Annotated in this window: 12 protein-coding genes; 8 read left to right on the forward strand and 4 right to left on the reverse strand. The window is 72.7% G+C overall.

Features of this window, described 5'->3' with window-relative positions; all coding sequences use genetic code 11:
- The first annotated feature begins 241 nt into the window (after window positions 1–241).
- Window positions 242–625: a DUF3040 domain-containing protein gene (locus ACZ5ON_RS01190; RefSeq protein ID WP_465583200.1), complete on the forward strand. Its 384-nt coding sequence runs from the start codon at window positions 242–244 to the stop codon at window positions 623–625.
- A gap of 71 nt (window positions 626–696) precedes the next feature.
- Here ACZ5ON_RS01190 and ACZ5ON_RS01195 read toward each other — a convergent pair whose 3' ends face one another.
- From ACZ5ON_RS01195 to ACZ5ON_RS01210, 4 genes are all read right to left on the reverse strand, one after another.
- A complete protein-coding gene (locus ACZ5ON_RS01195) occupies window positions 697–3,072 on the reverse strand; it encodes a transglutaminase TgpA family protein (RefSeq protein WP_465583204.1) in 2,376 nt (791 codons plus the stop codon).
- Complete coding sequence (locus ACZ5ON_RS01200) at window positions 3,069–4,400, reverse strand: DUF58 domain-containing protein (protein ID WP_465583210.1); 1,332 nt, start codon at window positions 4,398–4,400, stop codon at window positions 3,069–3,071. Before ACZ5ON_RS01200 ends, ACZ5ON_RS01195 begins: the two co-directional genes overlap by 4 nt.
- A 1-nt stretch (window position 4,401) precedes the next feature.
- Window positions 4,402–5,352: an AAA family ATPase gene (locus tag ACZ5ON_RS01205; protein ID WP_465583946.1), complete on the reverse strand. Its 951-nt coding sequence runs from the start codon at window positions 5,350–5,352 to the stop codon at window positions 4,402–4,404.
- Between the two features lie 370 nt (window positions 5,353–5,722).
- The gene (locus tag ACZ5ON_RS01210) at window positions 5,723–6,262 is read right to left on the reverse strand and encodes a beta-class carbonic anhydrase (protein WP_465583213.1); all 540 of its coding nucleotides are present in this window, start codon (window positions 6,260–6,262) and stop codon (window positions 5,723–5,725) included.
- Between the two features lie 495 nt (window positions 6,263–6,757).
- Between ACZ5ON_RS01210 and rsmH the strand changes: the two genes are divergently transcribed.
- The 7 genes from rsmH to murD all read left to right on the forward strand — a co-directional run bounded on the left by rsmH (window position 6,758) and on the right by murD (window position 16,277).
- On the forward strand, window positions 6,758–7,726 hold the full coding sequence (rsmH, locus tag ACZ5ON_RS01215) for a 16S rRNA (cytosine(1402)-N(4))-methyltransferase RsmH (RefSeq protein WP_465583217.1): 969 nt from the start codon (window positions 6,758–6,760) through the stop codon (window positions 7,724–7,726).
- A 102-nt stretch (window positions 7,727–7,828) separates the two neighbouring features.
- Window positions 7,829–8,365 carry a cell division protein FtsL gene (gene ftsL / locus ACZ5ON_RS01220; RefSeq protein WP_465583220.1) on the forward strand — a complete coding sequence of 179 codons (537 nt, stop codon included), beginning with the start codon at window positions 7,829–7,831 and terminating at the stop codon, window positions 8,363–8,365.
- On the forward strand, window positions 8,362–10,479 hold the full coding sequence (locus ACZ5ON_RS01225) for a peptidoglycan D,D-transpeptidase FtsI family protein (RefSeq protein WP_465583223.1): 2,118 nt from the start codon (window positions 8,362–8,364) through the stop codon (window positions 10,477–10,479). Before ftsL ends, ACZ5ON_RS01225 begins: the two co-directional genes overlap by 4 nt.
- A 218-nt stretch (window positions 10,480–10,697) precedes the next feature.
- On the forward strand, window positions 10,698–12,389 hold the full coding sequence (locus ACZ5ON_RS01230; RefSeq protein ID WP_465583226.1) for a UDP-N-acetylmuramoyl-L-alanyl-D-glutamate--2,6-diaminopimelate ligase: 1,692 nt from the start codon (window positions 10,698–10,700) through the stop codon (window positions 12,387–12,389).
- Window positions 12,386–13,789: a UDP-N-acetylmuramoyl-tripeptide--D-alanyl-D-alanine ligase gene (locus ACZ5ON_RS01235; RefSeq protein ID WP_465583232.1), complete on the forward strand. Its 1,404-nt coding sequence runs from the start codon at window positions 12,386–12,388 to the stop codon at window positions 13,787–13,789. Before ACZ5ON_RS01230 ends, ACZ5ON_RS01235 begins: the two co-directional genes overlap by 4 nt.
- The gene (mraY, locus tag ACZ5ON_RS01240) at window positions 13,789–14,850 is read left to right on the forward strand and encodes a phospho-N-acetylmuramoyl-pentapeptide-transferase (RefSeq protein WP_465583949.1); all 1,062 of its coding nucleotides are present in this window, start codon (window positions 13,789–13,791) and stop codon (window positions 14,848–14,850) included. Before ACZ5ON_RS01235 ends, mraY begins: the two co-directional genes overlap by 1 nt.
- The gene (gene murD / locus ACZ5ON_RS01245; protein WP_465583236.1) at window positions 14,847–16,277 is read left to right on the forward strand and encodes a UDP-N-acetylmuramoyl-L-alanine--D-glutamate ligase; all 1,431 of its coding nucleotides are present in this window, start codon (window positions 14,847–14,849) and stop codon (window positions 16,275–16,277) included. The genes mraY and murD overlap by 4 nt, the downstream gene beginning before the upstream one ends.
- Window position 16,278: the final 1 nt, after the last annotated feature.

A 16,278-nucleotide genomic window follows, 5' to 3' on the forward strand; every position in this document is an offset into this window, starting at 1 on the left:
AACCGCGAAGGTTCCTTCGTTCCGGGCACTTGTCCAGGTGCTGCGCCGTTGGGCACCGTACGGGAGGCACACGCGTACGCGGCCGGAGCCACGTGCGCCCGACCGTCCCGTACCCGGCCCTCCGGACCGTATGATCTGGGTAAAGCCGGAAAGCATGACAGCCAGAACCATGGGGCATATGGACCACACAGGGCCGAGCCAGGGGTGGCGGACCGGTCGCCCCGACGAGTAGGAGGACTCCGTGCCGCTCTCGGAGCACGAGCAGCGACTGCTCGAGCAGATGGAGCGAGCGCTGTACGCAGAAGATCCCAAGTTCGCGTCAGCGCTCGAGGGAACCGGGCTGCGCACCTACACCCGTCGGAAGGTCTACCTGGCCGCCGCGGGGTTCGTCGTGGGTGTCGGCCTCCTGATGGGGGGCATGGTCGCTCAGTACGTCTGGGTGGGCGTCGTCGGGTTCCTGGTGATGCTGGGCTGCGCGGTCCTCGCCGTCACCTGGTGGAGGCGTAGCCCCGGCGGGCACGGAACGGGCCCGAAGGCGGCCCCGGCTCCGCGCCGGAAGGCCGGTGTGATGGACCGGATGGAGCAGCGCTGGCAGCGCCGCAGGGATGAGCACAACGGCATCTAGCCGGTCGGTGATCTGGACATACGGGTGAGGGCGGGCAGTCGGTCGACTGCCCGCCCTCACCCGTTCCGGTACTACCGTCCGCGGAACGGTGCCATCAGGCGGTCGGAGAGTCGTCCGAGGGCGTCCCGGACGGCGGCGACCCGGTCCTGGAACCGCCAGCCCAGGCGCGCGGAGGACGGCGGCAGCAGGACGGCCCTGACCCGGTCGCGCCGCCCGGCGGCGGCCCGCAGGCCCGCCGCGGCGGTCCGTACGTCCGCTCCCACCGCGGACCGGGGCTGCGGGAGGCGAGCGTAGAGCACCTGCTCGGTGGCCAGGGCGACCCGGCCGGCGGCGGCCGCGGCGGTCTCGTCCAGCCGCCCGGTCCCGGCGATCCGCTGGACCGCGCGACGCGGGGTGCGCGTCTCGTCGGGCGGGATCCCCAGGTCCCAGGCGGTGTCGATCAACTCCTCCCAGGCGGCCAGCACCTGCTGCTCGGTCGGCTCGGCGGACGGGCCGCCGGGCAGGTGCCGGCCGGCGCCGAGGCGGCGGCGGCGCTGCCTCAGGCGCCAGAGCATCGGCGTGGCCAGCAGGGCGAGGACCAGCAGACCCGCCGCGAAGGAGGCCAGAGCCTGCCAGCCCAGCCACCACGAGGTGGCCGCCGAGGTGCGCGGCGCGGTCTTGCTCCGGTCCGCGCAGTCCCCGGCCCGGCGTTGCAGCGCGTTGCAGGCGCTGCCGGCGCTGGGCGAGGCCGAGGCGCTGGCGGTCGGTTCGGCGGAGGGCCGGTCGGACGGGGCGCTGGGCGCGGGTGCGGTCTGCTCCCGGGAGTAGCCCGGGGCGCCGCCCCGGCTGGGAGTCGGCTCGAACCGGAGCCAGCCGGCGCCGTGGAAGTACAGCTCGGGCCAGGCGTGGTAGTCCTGCGCGTGCACCACGTAGTGGCCGTTGCCCTGGTCGCTGCCGGGGACGAACCCGATGGCGACCCGGGCGGGAATGCCGAGCGTGCGGGCCATGGCGGCCATGGTGGCCGCGAAGTGGACGCAGAAGCCGGTCTTGTCCCGCAGGAACCGCATGATGGCGTCACTGCCGGTGGCGGCGGGAACCTGCAGGCTGTAGTGGAACTCAGGGGAGTTGAACCAGTTCTGCAGGGCCACCGCGCGGTCGTAGGCGTTGGTCTTCCCGGCGGTGACGCTCCGGGCGGTCTCGGCGACCACGGCCGGAAGGCCCGGTGGCAGTTGGAGGTACTTCTGCGCGAAGTCGGCGGGCGCCGGTCCCGCAGAGCGCAGCTGTGCCGGGCTCGGCTCGATGTCCAGACTGTCGACCTGGTACTTCAGGCCGTTGCTCTGCTGGCCGGTGTCGGCGACCACCGTGCGGGTGCCGGGCTCGTACCGCCAGCGGCCCGGCACCGTGACCGTGTCGGCCGGGTAGGGCATCGGCAGGGTGTCGGTGCTGAGGCTGTCGGAGATCGTGACGGTGGTGGAGACGGGGGTGGTGGGTACGACCGCCCCGAGGCCCTCGGGTGAGGGGAACGGCTTGGGCAGCGGCTGCAGCGGCTGCTCGGAGTACTTCCACTCGACGCCGTCGAAGTCGTCCAGCGAGTTGATCCGCAGGTACATCTGGTTCACGTTGCTGGCGTCCGAGGTGTAGCTGAACATCTCGACGTTGTCCGGCCGGTTGAGGCTGGCGGTCAGCGCGACCACCGGGTTGAGCGAGGTGATCCGTCCGGCGCCGCCGGGGCCGTTGCCCGCCCCCGGGTTCTTGCCGATCAGGCCGAGGCTGCCCTGCGGGACGAATGCCGGGAGGACCAGCGCGCACACCAGGGCGAGCAGCCCGACCCGGTGGCCGTTGTGGGTCAGCGAACGGTCGTCGCCCCGCCCGCTGCCGCGGAAGACCCGGCCCCAGCGGGACAGCCGGTCCTGGCCCTCGGCGAGCAGCAGCAGCAGGTAGCCGGCGGCCGCCGGCAGGAACCAGAACCAGGAGTGCCCGGCGGGGTTCAGACCGGTTCCGACCGAGTAGAGCGCGAGCAGCGGCAGGCCCGCGGCGGCGGCCCGGCGGAAGGTCACCGCGAGCGCGTCCACCAGGACGGCGATCAGCGTGACCGAGCCGACCAGGATCAGCCGGAGCCCGGGCGAGGAGGGCGCCGGGATCGTGTACTCCCGGATCGTCGAGACCCCGTCGGCCACCAGCGTGCCGACCGCGTCGATCGCCTTGGGGCCCGGCAGCACACCGGCCGTGAACGAGGACGCGACGGTGAGGAGCATCAGCAGGTACAGCACGGCCAGCAGTTGGAGCGGTACCACCAGCGCCCGGGAGAGGGCGAGGCGGCGCAGCCCGGCGCCGACCGCGGCGACCGCGATGATCTGCACGAGGGCGGCGAGGTACCAGGTGCTCTGGTTGACCAGCGGAGTCAGGCAGAGTGTCGTCAGCGCGACGGCCAGCGCCGAGTGGAGCGTCAACTTGGCCCGGGTGGTCACGAACCGACCTCGTCTCGGTAGGGGCCCCGTGCCGGGGAGCCCTGGGCAAAGCGGTCGGCGAGGCGCCAGAGGTCGGGCACCGAGTCGCCGGACATGGCGGGCAGGACGGTCCAGCCGGCCTCGCGGAGCAGCCGGATCCGTCGGGCGGTCCGGTCGTCGGGGGCGTCGGGCAGGATCGCCCGCAACCCGGACCAGGTCTCGACGGCCAGCACGAAGGCGATCGCGGAACCCGTCCGGCGGCGAAGCTTGCAGAGCCGGGTGAGCTGGTCCTCGTCCAGGTCGCCGAGGACGGCCACCAGCAGGCCCTCGCCGCCGAACCGCAGCACGTCCTCGGCGCGGCTGAAACCGCCGCCGTCGGAGTGCTCGACCACGGCCAGCGCGTCCAGCAGCAGCCCGGCCGACTCGCCGACCGTGGCTACGGAGCTCTCGGCGCCGGCGACGGAGCTGCCGGTGTCGGTGAGCAGCCGGGTCCGGTAGCCGAGTTCCAGCAGGTGGACGCCGACCGAGGCGGCGCAGCCGACGGCCCACTCGAAGGAGGAGGCGGGGCCGCTGCCCCGGTGCGCGAACTCCCGGGTGTCCAGCAGCACGGTGGCGCGGGCCCTGAGCGGCTGCTCCTCCCGGCGGACCATCAGCTCGCCGTACCGGGCGGTGGACTTCCAGTGCACCCGGCGCAGGTCGTCGCCGTGCCGGTACTCGCGCGGGATGACGTCGTCGTCCCCGGCCAGCGCGAGGGTGTGGGTGTTGCTCTCACCCCGGCCGGCCGACTCGCCGGCCAGCCGTACAGGGGGCAGCGGCTGCACCTGCGGCACCACCGTGAGGATGTCCGAGGCGACGAAGGACCTGGTCAGCTCGCACATCCCGAACGGGTCGGCGACCCGCAGCTGGAGCGGCCCGAGCGGGTAGCGTCCGCGCAGGTCCGAGCGGACCCGGTAGGAGACCTCCCGGAAGCCGCGCGGCTCGACCCGGTCCAGCACGAAGCGGGGGCGAGGCCCGAGCACGTACGGGACCTGGTCCTCCAGCAGCAGCAGTCCGGTGGGGACCCGGGAGACGTTGTCCAGCCGCAGGTGCACCCGGGCCTCCTGGCCGGCCGTGGCGCGGTGCGGAGAGAGCCGCCGACCGCCGGCGACCCGGTAGCGGGTGCGGAGCAGCAGGGCGGCGGCGCACAGCGGCAGCGCGGCCAGCAGGACGCCCACCTGGAGCAGGGTCTCCTGTCCGAAGACGTACGCGCACACGACGGCGGTGATCCCGGCGGCCAGGAAGGAGCGGCCCCTGGTGGTCAGACCCTGCAGGCCGGTGCGCAGGCCTGACGGCTTGTCGGCCTTCGACACCTCAGCCGCGCCCCTGCGGACGCGGGATCGGAAGCCGGGCCACCAGGTCGAGGACGATCTGCTCGGCGCTGCGGCGGCCCAGCTGGGCCTCGGCGGTGGGCAGCAGACGGTGGGCCAGGACGGGGACGGCGAGTGCCTGGATGTCGTCCGGCAGCACGTACTCGCGGCCGTCCAGCGCGGCGGCCGCCCGGGCGGCGCGGACCAGGTGCAGGGTGGCCCGGGGGGAGGCCCCGAGGCGCAGCTCCGGGTGGTTGCGGGTGGCGGCGACCAGGTCGACGGCGTAGCGGCGGACCGGGTCGGCCAGGTGCACCGTGCGGACCAGGTCGATCAGCTTGAGGATGTCGTCGGCGTGCGCGACCGGCCGCAGGTCGTCCAGCGGGTTGGCGCCGGCGTGGTGGTCGAGCATGGCGAACTCGGCCTCGGGGCTGGGGTAGCCGATCGAGATCCGGGCCATGAAGCGGTCGCGCTGGGCCTCGGGCAGGGTGTAGGTGCCCTCCATCTCGACCGGGTTCTGGGTGGCGATCACCATGAACGGGGAGGGCAGCTCGTAGCTGGTGCCGTCGATGGTGACCTGGCGCTCCTCCATCGACTCCAGCAGCGCGGACTGGGTCTTGGGCGAGGCCCGGTTGATCTCGTCGCCGACCACGATCTGGGCGAAGATGGCGCCCGGGCGGAACTCGAAGTCCATCCGCTGCTGGTCGAAGATGCTGGTGCCGGTCACATCGGAGGGCAACAGGTCGGGCGTGAACTGGATCCGGCGGACCGAGCAGTCGAGCGAGCGGGCGAGCGTCTTGGCGAGCATGGTCTTGCCGACGCCGGGGACGTCCTCCAACAGCAGGTGCCCTTCGGCCAGCAGCACGGTCAGCGCGATCCGGACCGCCTCCGGCTTGCCGTCGATGACGCTCTCCACCGAGGCGCGGACCCGATCCGCCACTGCACCCAGCTGTTGCAGTCCGGCCGGACGCGGAGCCTCCGCCCGGACGGTGGAGGTCTGTCCGTTGTAGGTCGTCACCCGTAAGCTCCCATGGCCCAGTCGCCGGACCTCGTTCCGGGTCCGGCCCCACCCCGATCACGCGGCCTGCCGCCACTTCGGTTCCGGTGCGGTTCCGTAAAGGACCTGGGGACCTGGAGGACCAGTCCAAGGACCGGTGCAGGCCGGTGGCGCGGTCAGGCAGCCCCAGGTGGTGCGGGGCAGCCTGCAGGCGCATTCTTCCCTGCCGGACGCCTGAAAGTCACTCGGGAGGGCGAGACGCGAGCACTGTCCCGGTTCGTCCCCGGGGCGAGCGCGCTCCCGCCGGCCCGGGCCGGCGGAAGCGGCCGGGCTAGTGGACTTCGCGCAGCAGGCCGGTGTGGACGTCGAAGACGAAGCCCCGGACGTCGTCGGTGTGCAGCAGGAACGGGGAGGTGCGCACCCGCTGCATCGACTGGCGGACGTCGCCGTCCAGGTCGACGAAGGCCTCGACGGCCCACTGCGGGCGCTGGCCGACCTCCAGTTCCAGCTCGCGGCGGAAGTCCTCGGTGAGGGCGAGCAGGCCGCAGCCGGTGTGGTGGATCAGCACGATCGAGCGGGTGCCGAGCGCGCGCTGGCTGATGGTCAGCGAGCGGATGGTGTCATCGGTGACGACGCCGCCGGCGTTGCGGATCACGTGCGCGTCGCCGAGTTCCAGGCCGAGCGCGGCGAACAGGTCGAGCCGGGCGTCCATGCAGGCCACCACGGTGACCCTCTGCACGGGCCGGGCGTCCATGCCGCCGTCGCGGTAGGTGACCGCGTAGGCGCGGTTGGCCTCGACGAAGCGGTCGGTGATGGTGGGGGCGGGCTCGGCAGCGGCGGACGGCTTGGGCCGGTCAGGGGTCACTGTCATGCCGACGACGGTAATAGGATTTCCCCCCCGATGGTGGATGAGGACCTCCCCTTCTTGGGCGGTGTGATAGAGCGCATAGCGGAGTGCGCTCGGCCATTCGGGTGGCTCGGCCGGTTCTGTCCCGTTCTGTCCGGCGCGCGCCGGGCGCGGCGTGCATCTCGCCAGCGGCGCCGGTCCACCGCTCGCGGAGCCGGTCACACCCCCGCCGACCTGCGGAGAACCGATACCTCCGGCCGGGTGGTGCGCCGTCGAGGACGATTGACTGACCACCTCGGCGCGATAGAGTTGCGGCGCAGTGAAGCACCGGTGTCACGCTCCGTCAACCATGCCTTTCCGGCCGGTCGGTGCGCTCCGTACGCCGCCCGTGGCCTCCACCCGCTCTGTGCCTCCTGGCGCACCTTCCCCGGTGCCGGGCGGCACTCCTTCCCCAGGCGAGCGGGCGGGGACCAGGGGCGGCGTGCGTGTCGTTCCCGCCCGGTGGTCCAGAATGGTGGGATGAGCAGCGAGAACTCGGCACCCAAGCACGTCCCGGTGATGCTCCAGCGCTGTATGGACGCGCTGGCACCCGCGATCTCCACCCCCGGTGCCGTGGTGGTGGACGCGACCCTCGGCCTCGGCGGGCACAGTGAGGCGCTGCTCACACAGTTCCCCGAGGTCCGGCTGGTGGCCGTGGACCGCGATCCGGCCGCCCTGAAGCTCTCCGCCGAACGACTGGCCCGCTTCGGCGACCGGGCCACCCTGGTGCACGCGGTGTACGACGAGATCCCGCGGGTGCTGGCGGAACTCGGGATCTCCGAGGTGCAGGGCATCCTGTTCGACCTCGGCGTCTCCTCGATGCAGCTGGACGAGGCCGACCGCGGCTTCGCCTACGCGCAGGACGCGCCGCTGGACATGCGGATGGACCAGTCCCGCGGCCTGAGCGCCGCCGAGGTGCTGAACACCTACAGCCACGGCGAGCTGGCCCGCATCCTCAAGTTCTACGGCGAGGAGCGGTTCGCCGGGAAGATCGCCTCGGTGATCGTGCGGGAGCGCGAGAAGGAACCGTTCACCACCAGCGCGCGTCTGGTGGAGTTGGTGCGCAACGCCATTCCGGCCGCCACGCGGCGGACCGGGGGCAACCCGGCCAAGCGGACCTTCCAGGCGCTGCGGATCGAGGTCAACGGCGAGCTGGAGGTCCTGGACCGGGCCATCCCCGGTGCGCTGGACGTGCTCGCACTGGGCGGCCGGATCGCGGTGATGTCGTACCAGTCGCTGGAGGACCGCCTGGTCAAGCAGTACTTCGCGGCCGGTTCGACCAGCACCGCCCCGCCCGGCCTGCCGTTCGTCCCGGAGGAGCACCAGCCCTGGCTGAAGCTGCTCACCCGCGGTGCCGAGCTGGCCACGGAGGAGGAGATCGAGGAGAACCGGCGCGCCGCGCCCGTACGGCTGCGCGTGGCGGAGAGGATCAGGGAGACTCGGGCCTGATTCCGGCCGGGGGGAGAGCGGCGAGGGAGTAGTGGGGTGCCGGTGGCCGGTGGTGGGCCCCGCCTGCCCGTGGGCGGGCAGGGACGGGTCCGGGGAGGCAGGATGCTGCCCGGTCAGGGTGGGAGAGCGCGGATCACCGTCCGCCCCGGGCGGCGGCCGGTGCGGGGGCGGACACCGTTCGCGGTGCTGCTGGTGGTGCTGCTCTCGGGTGGGCTGCTCGGGTTGCTGATGCTGAACACGGCGCTGAACGAGGGCTCCTTCGAGCTCTCCCGGCTGCAGAAGCAGACCACCGAGCAGACCGACCAGCAGCAGACCTTGCAGCAGCAGATCGACCAGGCCTCGGCACCGGACGCGCTGGAGCGGCGGGCCCGTGAGCTGGGCATGGTGCCCGGCGGCGATCCCGCCTTCCTGCAGGACGACGGCAAGGTGCTCGGCAAGCCGGGCCAGGCGCAGGACAGCCCGCCGGTGAAGCGTTCCGGCACCGAGCTGTGGCAGCAGCAGAACCGGACCGCCCAGCCGTCCGCCTCCGCCTCGCCCTCGCCCTCGCCCTCGCCGAGTCCCGTCGGGGACGGCACGGTGCAGATCGACCCGGCACCGCCCGCCACCCCGTCAGCCCCCGCCGGAGGTTCGCCGCGATGAGTACGCCCCGTCAGCCCTCGCGCGGCTCCGGTGACCGCAAGCCGCAGCGCCCTGCCGGCGCCCGCCCCAAGCCCGCGGGCGATCCGCGCCGCAACCCGGCGCGCGGTGCGGCCCGTACGCCGTCGCGCAATCCGGGTGAGCGCCCGCGCGCACCACGCCAGCGCACTTCTGAGCAACGCCGTCCATCGGCAGGGCAGTCGCGCCCGTCGGCCGGCCGGCCACAGCCGCGTACGGTCAGGCTCGGCGACTCGCGCCGCCGGCTGCGGCTGATCACCGTCGCGCTGACCCTGGTCTTCTCGATCTTCGCCGGCCGGCTGGTCCAGCTCCAGCTGCTCGACTCGGACACGCTGGCCGTCGCGGCGGGCGCCAACCAGTACTACTACGCCAAGCTCTCCGCCGAGCGCGGATCGATAACGTCCTCGGACGGCGTCGCCCTGGCCACGACCGTGGACGCGTACGACGTCGTCGCCGATCCGACCTTCTACCCCCCCGACAAGACCAGGATCCCGGACGCCCCCGAGCAGGCCGCCGCGCTGCTGGCCCCCATCCTCGGCCGCAGCAAGGACCAGCTGGCCGCGGCCCTGCACACCCCGAAGACCAAGTGGGTGATGCTCGCCCCCCGGCAGAGCCCCGACGTCAAGAAGCAGATCACCGATCTGAGGGCCTCGCTCACCAAGCAGACCGACACCAAGGAGTGCCGGGCCCAGCGGGCGCTCCTCGGCAAGCCCGCCGAGCAGGGCGGACGCCAGTACCTGGACACCGCCTGCGTCAACCCGCTGGTGGGCCTCGGCTTCACCGACAGCAAGCAGCGGGTCTACCCGGCCGGCGGCGTGGCGGCCAACCTGGTCGGCTTCGTCAACTCCGACGGGGTCGGCACCGGCGGCTTGGAGCTCCAGTACCAGAAGGAGCTGGCGGGCAGGGACGGCCGGGTCACCTACGCGTCCGGCGCCGGCCGGGTGGTGCCCACCTCCGCGGGCGGCAGCCAGCAGTTGCCGGTGCCCGGGCTGGACCTGCGGCTGACCGTCAACCGGGACATCCAGTGGGCGGCGCAGCGGGCGATCACTGACCAGGTGGCCAACGCCGGTGCGGAGAAGGGCTACGTCGTCGTCCAGGACGTGAAGACCGGCCAGATCCTGGCCATGGCCACCTCGCCCGGCTTCGACCCCAACAACCTGCGCGCGGCCAAGGCGGACCAGCTCGGCAACGCGGCCGTCCAGGACGCGTACGAGCCGGGCTCCACCGCAAAGCTGATGACCATGGCCGCCGTGCTGGACACCGGCTCGGCGAAGTGGGACACCCACGTCACCGTGCCCAACACGCTGCAGCGCTCCGACCGGGTCTTCCACGACGACATCGACCACCCCACCTGGTACCTGACGCTGGCCGGGGTGCTGGCCAAGTCCTCCAACATCGGGACCATCGAGGCCGCCGAGCACCTGGGCAAGACCCAGCAGGAGTCCAACCGGATCCTCGGCGACTACCTGCACCGCTTCGGCATCGGCCAGCCCACCGGGCTCGGCTTCCCCGGCGAGACCAGGGGCATCCTGGCCAAGCCGGAGACCTGGAGCGGGTCGCAGCAGTACACCATCCCGTTCGGCCAGGGCCTGTCGGTCAGCGCGCTGCAGGCCACCTCGGTGTTCTCCACCATCGCCGACGGCGGGGTACGGGTGACCCCCAGCCTGCTCGCCGGAACCACCGGACCCGACGGCCGCTACACCCCGGCACCGGCCGGGGAGCAGACCCAGGTGGTCAAGCCGGAGACCGCCAAGACCCTCACCGAGATGCTGGAGTCGGTCGTCTCCGACGAGCAGGGGACCGGCGGCGCGGCGCAGATCCCGGGCTACCGGGTGGCCGGGAAGACCGGCACTGCCAACCGGGTCGACCCCAAGACCGGCAAGTACTCCGGCTACACCGCCTCCTTCATCGGCTTCGCCCCCGCGGAGGCGCCCAGGGTGACGGTCTCCTGCGTCATCCAGGACCCGGTCAACGGCCACTTCGGCGGCCAGCTCTGTGGTCCGGTGTTCAAGCAGGTGATGGAGTTCACTCTGAAGACCCTGCACGTCGCGCCCAGCGGGAGCGAGCCGCCCAACCTGCCCGTCGACTGGAAGCCCTGATGAACCACCGTCCAGACCCCCTTCCCGATCCCACGTCGCAGCCCCTGCCGGGTGCCGGAGGTGCCCGGCGGGCCGAAGGGCGCGACGGCGCGGAGAGCGGCGAGCGCGGGGGCGACGGGCGTCGGGACCGGTTCGAAGGGCCCCGGGGCGGGTCGGGCGAATGTAACGGAACGGTCCGGTTTGGCCCTGGGGGCCCATCGGCAGATAGCCTTCCCGCCGTGCCGAAACCCGATCAAACCAACGTGACCCCGCCCCGCCCGACCAGCCCGGCGGCGACTGAGCTCGCCGAGGTCGCCCGTCTGCTGGGCCTGGAGCCCGTCGAGGGCGCGCTGGTCACCGGCATCACCCACGACTCCCGCGCGGTGCGCCCGGGGGACGTGTACGTGGCCTTCCCGGGCGCCAATCACCACGGCGCGGCCTTCGCCGCCCAGGCGGTGGCCGCCGGAGCCGTCGCCGTGCTGACCGACCGCACCGGCGCCGAGCTGGCCGCCGCAACCGGCGTCCCGCTGCTGGTGGTGGACAGCCCGCGCGCCGTGATGGGCCTGCTGGCCGCCGCGATCTACGGGCGGCCCAGCGAGCAGCTGCTGACCATCGGCCTCACCGGAACCAACGGCAAGACCACCACCTCGTACCTGGTCGAGGGCGGCCTGCGCGGCGCCGACCTGGTGCCCGGCGTGATCGGCACCGTGGAGATGCGGGTCGGCAGCGAGCGGATCAAGAGCGAGCGGACCACCCCCGAGGCCACCGACCTGCACGCCATCCTCGCCGTGATGCGCGAGCGCGGCGCCGACGCGGTGGTCATGGAGGTCTCCAGCCACGCGCTGGTCTACGGCCGGGTGGACGGGGTCGTCTACGACGTCGCCCTGTTCAACAACCTCACGCCCGAGCACCTGGACTTCCACCCGGACATGGAGGACTACTACCGGGCCAAGGCCCGGCTCTTCCAGCCGGACAAGGCCCGCCGCGGCGTGGCCAACCTGGACGACGCCTACGGCCGCCGGCTGGCCGGCGAGGCGCCGATCCCGATGACCACCTTCTCCGCCGCGGGCGACCAGGACGCCGACTGGCGCGCCGTGGACGTCCAGCTCGGCCCGGCCGGCTCGACCTTCCGGGTGCTGGGCCCGGACGGCGCCGCCGCCGACGCCTCGGTGCCGCTGCCGGGGCCGTTCAACGTCGCCAACGCGCTCGGGGCGATCACCGCCCTGGTCACTGCCGGGGTGCCGCTGGAGGCGGCCGTCGCCGGGGTGGCCTCGATCGCGGGCGTGCCCGGCCGTCTGGAGCGGGTCGACGCCGGCCAGCCGTACGTCGCCGTGGTCGACTACGCGCACAAGCCGGACGCCCTGGAGGCCGTCCTGAAGTCGCTGCGCGAGATCACCAAGGGCCGGCTGCACGTGGTGGTCGGCTGCGGCGGTGACCGCGATCCGCACAAGCGCGGCCCGATGGGCGCCATCGCCGCCCGGCTCGCCGACACCGCCGTCCTGACCAGCGACAACCCGCGCTCCGAGGACCCGCTGGCGATCCTCGCCACCATGCTGACCGGCGCTGCGGGCGTGCCCGAGGCCGAGCGCGGCGAGGTGCTGGTCGTCCCGGACCGGGCCGAGGCCATCGCGGACGCCGTCGCCCGTGCCCACGCCGGGGACACCGTCCTGGTGGCCGGCAAGGGCCATGAGCTGGGCCAGTACGTGCGGGACGAGATCCGTCCCTTCGACGACCGCGAGGTGCTGCGCGAGGCCATCGTGCACGCCACCCGCCCCGAGCCCAAGGGTGCGGCGACCGCGGCGGAGCCGCTGATCGGCCCTGCCGGAGCGGCGAGCGGCGAGCGGGGAACGAGCGCCGAAGCGAAGAGCGCCGACACCGGGGCAGGAGCGCCCGGAGGCGAGCGGGCGAGTAACGGAGTGGAGCAGCAGTGATCGCACTGACCCTGGCAGAGATCGCCACCGCCGTCGGCGGCACCCTGGACGCCGCCGACCCGCAGGCCCTGGTGACCGGCCCGGTCGAGGTGGACTCCCGGCAGCTGCGCCCCGGCGGGCTGTTCGCGGCCATCCTCGGCGAGCACGTGGACGGCCACGACTACGTCGAGCAGGCGGTGGCAGCCGGAGCCGTCGCGGTGCTGGCGACCCGTCAGGTCGGCGTCCCGGCCGTGCTGGTGGACGACGTGGTGGCGGCCCTCGGCCGACTGGCCCGCGCGGTGATGGACCGGGCCGAGGGCACCGAGGTGGTGGCGATCACCGGCTCGGCCGGCAAGACCAGCACCAAGGACCTGATCGCCCAGGTGCTCCGGCGCCGGGGCGAGACGGTGTTCCCCCCGGGATCGTTCAACAACGAGATCGGCATGCCGCTGACCGCGCTGCGGGTCGAGGACTCCACCCGGCACCTGGTGCTGGAGATGGGCGCCCGCGGCAAGGGCCACATCGACTACCTGACCGGGATCGTGCCGCCGCGGATCGGCGTGGTGCTCAACATCGGCACCGCGCACCTGGGCGAGTTCGGCTCCAAGGCCGCGATCGCCGAGGCCAAGGGTGAACTGGTGGAGGCACTCGCCCCGCAGGGCGTCGCGGTGCTCAACGCCGACGACCCCATGGTGCGGCCGATGGCCGAGCGCACCGAGGCCCGGGTGCTGTTCTTCGGCGAGCACCCGGAGGCCGATGTCCGGGCGGCGGACGTTCGTCTGGACTCCACCGGGCGTCCATCGTTCACGCTGATCACCCCGGCCGGTTCCGCAAGTGTTCAGCTGCGCCTGTACGGTGAGCACCACGTCTCGAACGCCCTCGCCGCCGCCGCGGTGGCGGTGGCGCTCGGCATGTCCGTCGACGACACCGCCGCCGCCCTGGGCGAGGCGGGTGCGCTGTCCCGCTGGCGCATGGAGGTCGTCGACCGGGCCGACGGAGTCACCGTCGTCAACGACGCCTACAACGCGAACCCCGAGTCCATGAGGGCCGCGCTGCGGGCTCTGGTGTCGATCGGGGGCCGAGGCCCGGAGCGCCGCCGTACCTGGGCGGTGCTCGGCGAGATGCGGGAGCTCGGCGAGGACAGCCTCGACGAGCACGACGCCATCGGGCGGCTCGCGGTCCGGCTGGACGTCACCAAGCTGGTGGCGGTCGGCGGACGCGACGCGGCGTGTATGGAACTCGGCGCGAGGAACGAAGGTTCGTGGGGTGAGGAGTCGGTGCTGGTGTCCGACGCGGACGCGGCGATCGAGCTGCTGCGAGCGGGGCTGCGACCAGGGGACGTGGTGCTGGTGAAGGCATCGCGTTCGGTGGGGTTGGAGAGGGTCGCCGAGGCGCTGCTCGCGGACGGTGACGCCCGATGATGAAGCAGATCCTGTTCGCGGGCATGATCGGCCTGGTGCTGTCCCTGCTCGGCACCCCCGCGCTGATCAAACTGCTGGCCAAGAACGGCTACGGGCAGTACATCCGCGACGACGGCCCCAAGGCGCACCACAGCAAGAAGGGCACGCCCACCATGGGCGGCATCGCCTTCATCCTGGCGACGCTGATCGCCTACTTCGCCACCAAGGCGATAACGGGCGAGAAGCCCAGCTACTCCGGTCTGCTGGTGCTGTTCCTGACCGCGGGACTCGGCCTGGTCGGCTTCCTGGACGACTACATCAAGGTGGTCAAGCGCCGTTCGCTGGGCCTGCGGGCCAAGGCGAAGCTGCTCGGCCAGTCCTTCGTGGGTCTCGCCTTCGCGATCCTTGCGCTGCAGTTCAAGGACGACCGGGGGCTCACCCCGGCCTCGACCCACCTGTCCTTCGTCAGGGACTTCAGCTGGTCGGTCGGCCCGGTGCTGTTCGTCATCTGGGCCTACTTCATGATCGCCGCGATGTCCAACGGCGTGAACCTCACCGACGGCCTGGACGGTCTGGCCACCGGTGCCTCGGTGATGGTCTTCGGCGCCTACACCTTCATCGGCGTCTGGCAGTACGGCCAGCGCTGCGCCTCGATGATCACCGCCACAGCCAACTGCTACGACGTCCGCGATCCACTGGACCTCGCCGTGGTGGCCGCCGCCCTGATGGGCTCCTGCTTCGGCTTCCTGTGGTGGAACACCTCGCCCGCCAAGATCTTCATGGGTGACACCGGCTCGCTGGCCCTGGGCGGCGCGCTGGCCGGTCTGGCGATCTGCTCCCGCACCGAGATGCTGCTGGCGCTGCTCGGCGGCCTCTTCGTGATCATCACCCTGTCGGTGATCATCCAGGTCGGCTCGTTCCGGCTCACCGGCAAGCGTGTCTTCAAGATGGCCCCGCTGCAGCACCACTTCGAGCTCAAGGGCTGGAGCGAGGTGCTGATCGTGGTCCGGTTCTGGATCATCCAGGGCCTCTGCGTGGCGGTCGGCCTCGGCCTCTTCTACGCGGGATGGGTGACCGGATGACCGAATACGTCTGGGACGGCCTGCCGGTCACCGTCGCCGGCCTGGGCGTCTCCGGGATCAGCGCGGCCCGGGTGCTGCGCGACCTGGGCGCCGAGGTCACGGTGGTCGACGGCGGCGACGGAGAGGGCCTGCGCGCCCGCGCTGCCGAGCTGGAGCGGCTCGGCGTCAGGGTCCGGCTCGGCGATGGCGACAACCTGCCCGAGGGGACCCGGCTGATCGTCACCTCGCCCGGCTGGCCGCCCAACAGCCCGCTGTTCCTGGCCGCCGCCGAAGCGGGCGTCGAGATCTGGGGCGACGTCGAGCTGGCCTGGCACCTGCGCAGGCCGCTGGCGTCGACCGGAGAGCCCGCCCCCTGGCTGGCCGTCACCGGCACCAACGGCAAGACCACCACCGTCCAGATGCTGGCGTCCATCCTGGCCGCGGCCGGGAAGCACACCGCAGCCGTCGGCAACGTCGGTGTCTCGGTGCTGGACGCGGTGCTCGCCGAGGAGCCGTACGACGTCCTCGCGGTGGAGCTCTCCAGCTACCAGCTGCACTGGGCGCCCTCGCTGCGCCCGCACTCGGCCGTCGTGCTCAACCTGGCACCCGACCACCTGGACTGGCACGGCTCGATGGAGGCGTACGCCGCCGACAAGGGGCGGATCTACCAGGGCAACCAGGTCGCCTGCGTCTACAACCTGGCGGACCCCGCCACCGAGGCGCTGGTCCGTGAGGCCGACGTCGAGGAGGGCTGCCGGGCGATCGGCTTCGGGCTGGGCTCGCCGGGCCTGTCGCAGTTCGGCGTGGTGGACGACCTGCTGGTGGACCGGGCCTTCGTGCCCGACCGGCAGAAGAACGCCGCCGAGATCGGTTCGGTCGGGGACGTCAACCCGCCCGCCCCGCACAACATCGCCAACGCCCTCGCGGCCGCGGCCCTGGCCAGGGCCTACGGCGTGGACACCAAGGCCGTCCGGGACGGCCTGCGGGCCTTCCGTCCGGACGCCCACCGGATCGCCGAGGTGGCGGTGGTGGACGGGGTCACGTACATCGACGACTCAAAGGCCACCAACACCCACGCGGCAGCCGCCTCGCTGGCCGCCTACGAGCCGATCGTCTGGATCGCCGGCGGCCTGGCCAAGGGGGCGACCTTCGACGAGCTGGTTCGGGACGCGGCGCCGCGGCTGCGCGCGGTGGTCCTGATGGGTGCCGACCGTGGGCAGATCCGCGAGGCGCTGGCGCGACACGCGCCGGATGTCCCGGTGATCGAGGCGGCCACGGGCCAGACTGGCGCGGTGGCGATGACCGAGGTGGTCCGCGAGGCCGCCAAACTCGCCCGATCAGGTGACACCGTCCTGCTTGCTCCGGCCTGCGCCTCGATGGACATGTTCACCAACTACGGCGAGCGCGGCGATCTGTTCGCCGCGGCCGTACAGGATCTGCGGAAGTAGG

The sequence above is a fragment of the Kitasatospora sp. NPDC032150 genome, from assembly GCF_055579945.1.

Coding starts and splice junctions, on each gene's coding strand:
- ACZ5ON_RS01210 (WP_465583213.1), bottom strand. CDS start 6,262: ATGACAGTGACCCCTGACCGGCCCAAGCCGTCCGCCGCTGCCGAGCCC.
- rsmH (WP_465583217.1), top strand. CDS start 6,758: ATGAGCAGCGAGAACTCGGCACCCAAGCACGTCCCGGTGATGCTCCAG.
- ftsL (WP_465583220.1), top strand. CDS start 7,829: ATGCTGCCCGGTCAGGGTGGGAGAGCGCGGATCACCGTCCGCCCCGGG.
- ACZ5ON_RS01225 (WP_465583223.1), top strand. CDS start 8,362: ATGAGTACGCCCCGTCAGCCCTCGCGCGGCTCCGGTGACCGCAAGCCG.
- mraY (WP_465583949.1), top strand. CDS start 13,789: ATGAAGCAGATCCTGTTCGCGGGCATGATCGGCCTGGTGCTGTCCCTG.
- murD (WP_465583236.1), top strand. CDS start 14,847: ATGACCGAATACGTCTGGGACGGCCTGCCGGTCACCGTCGCCGGCCTG.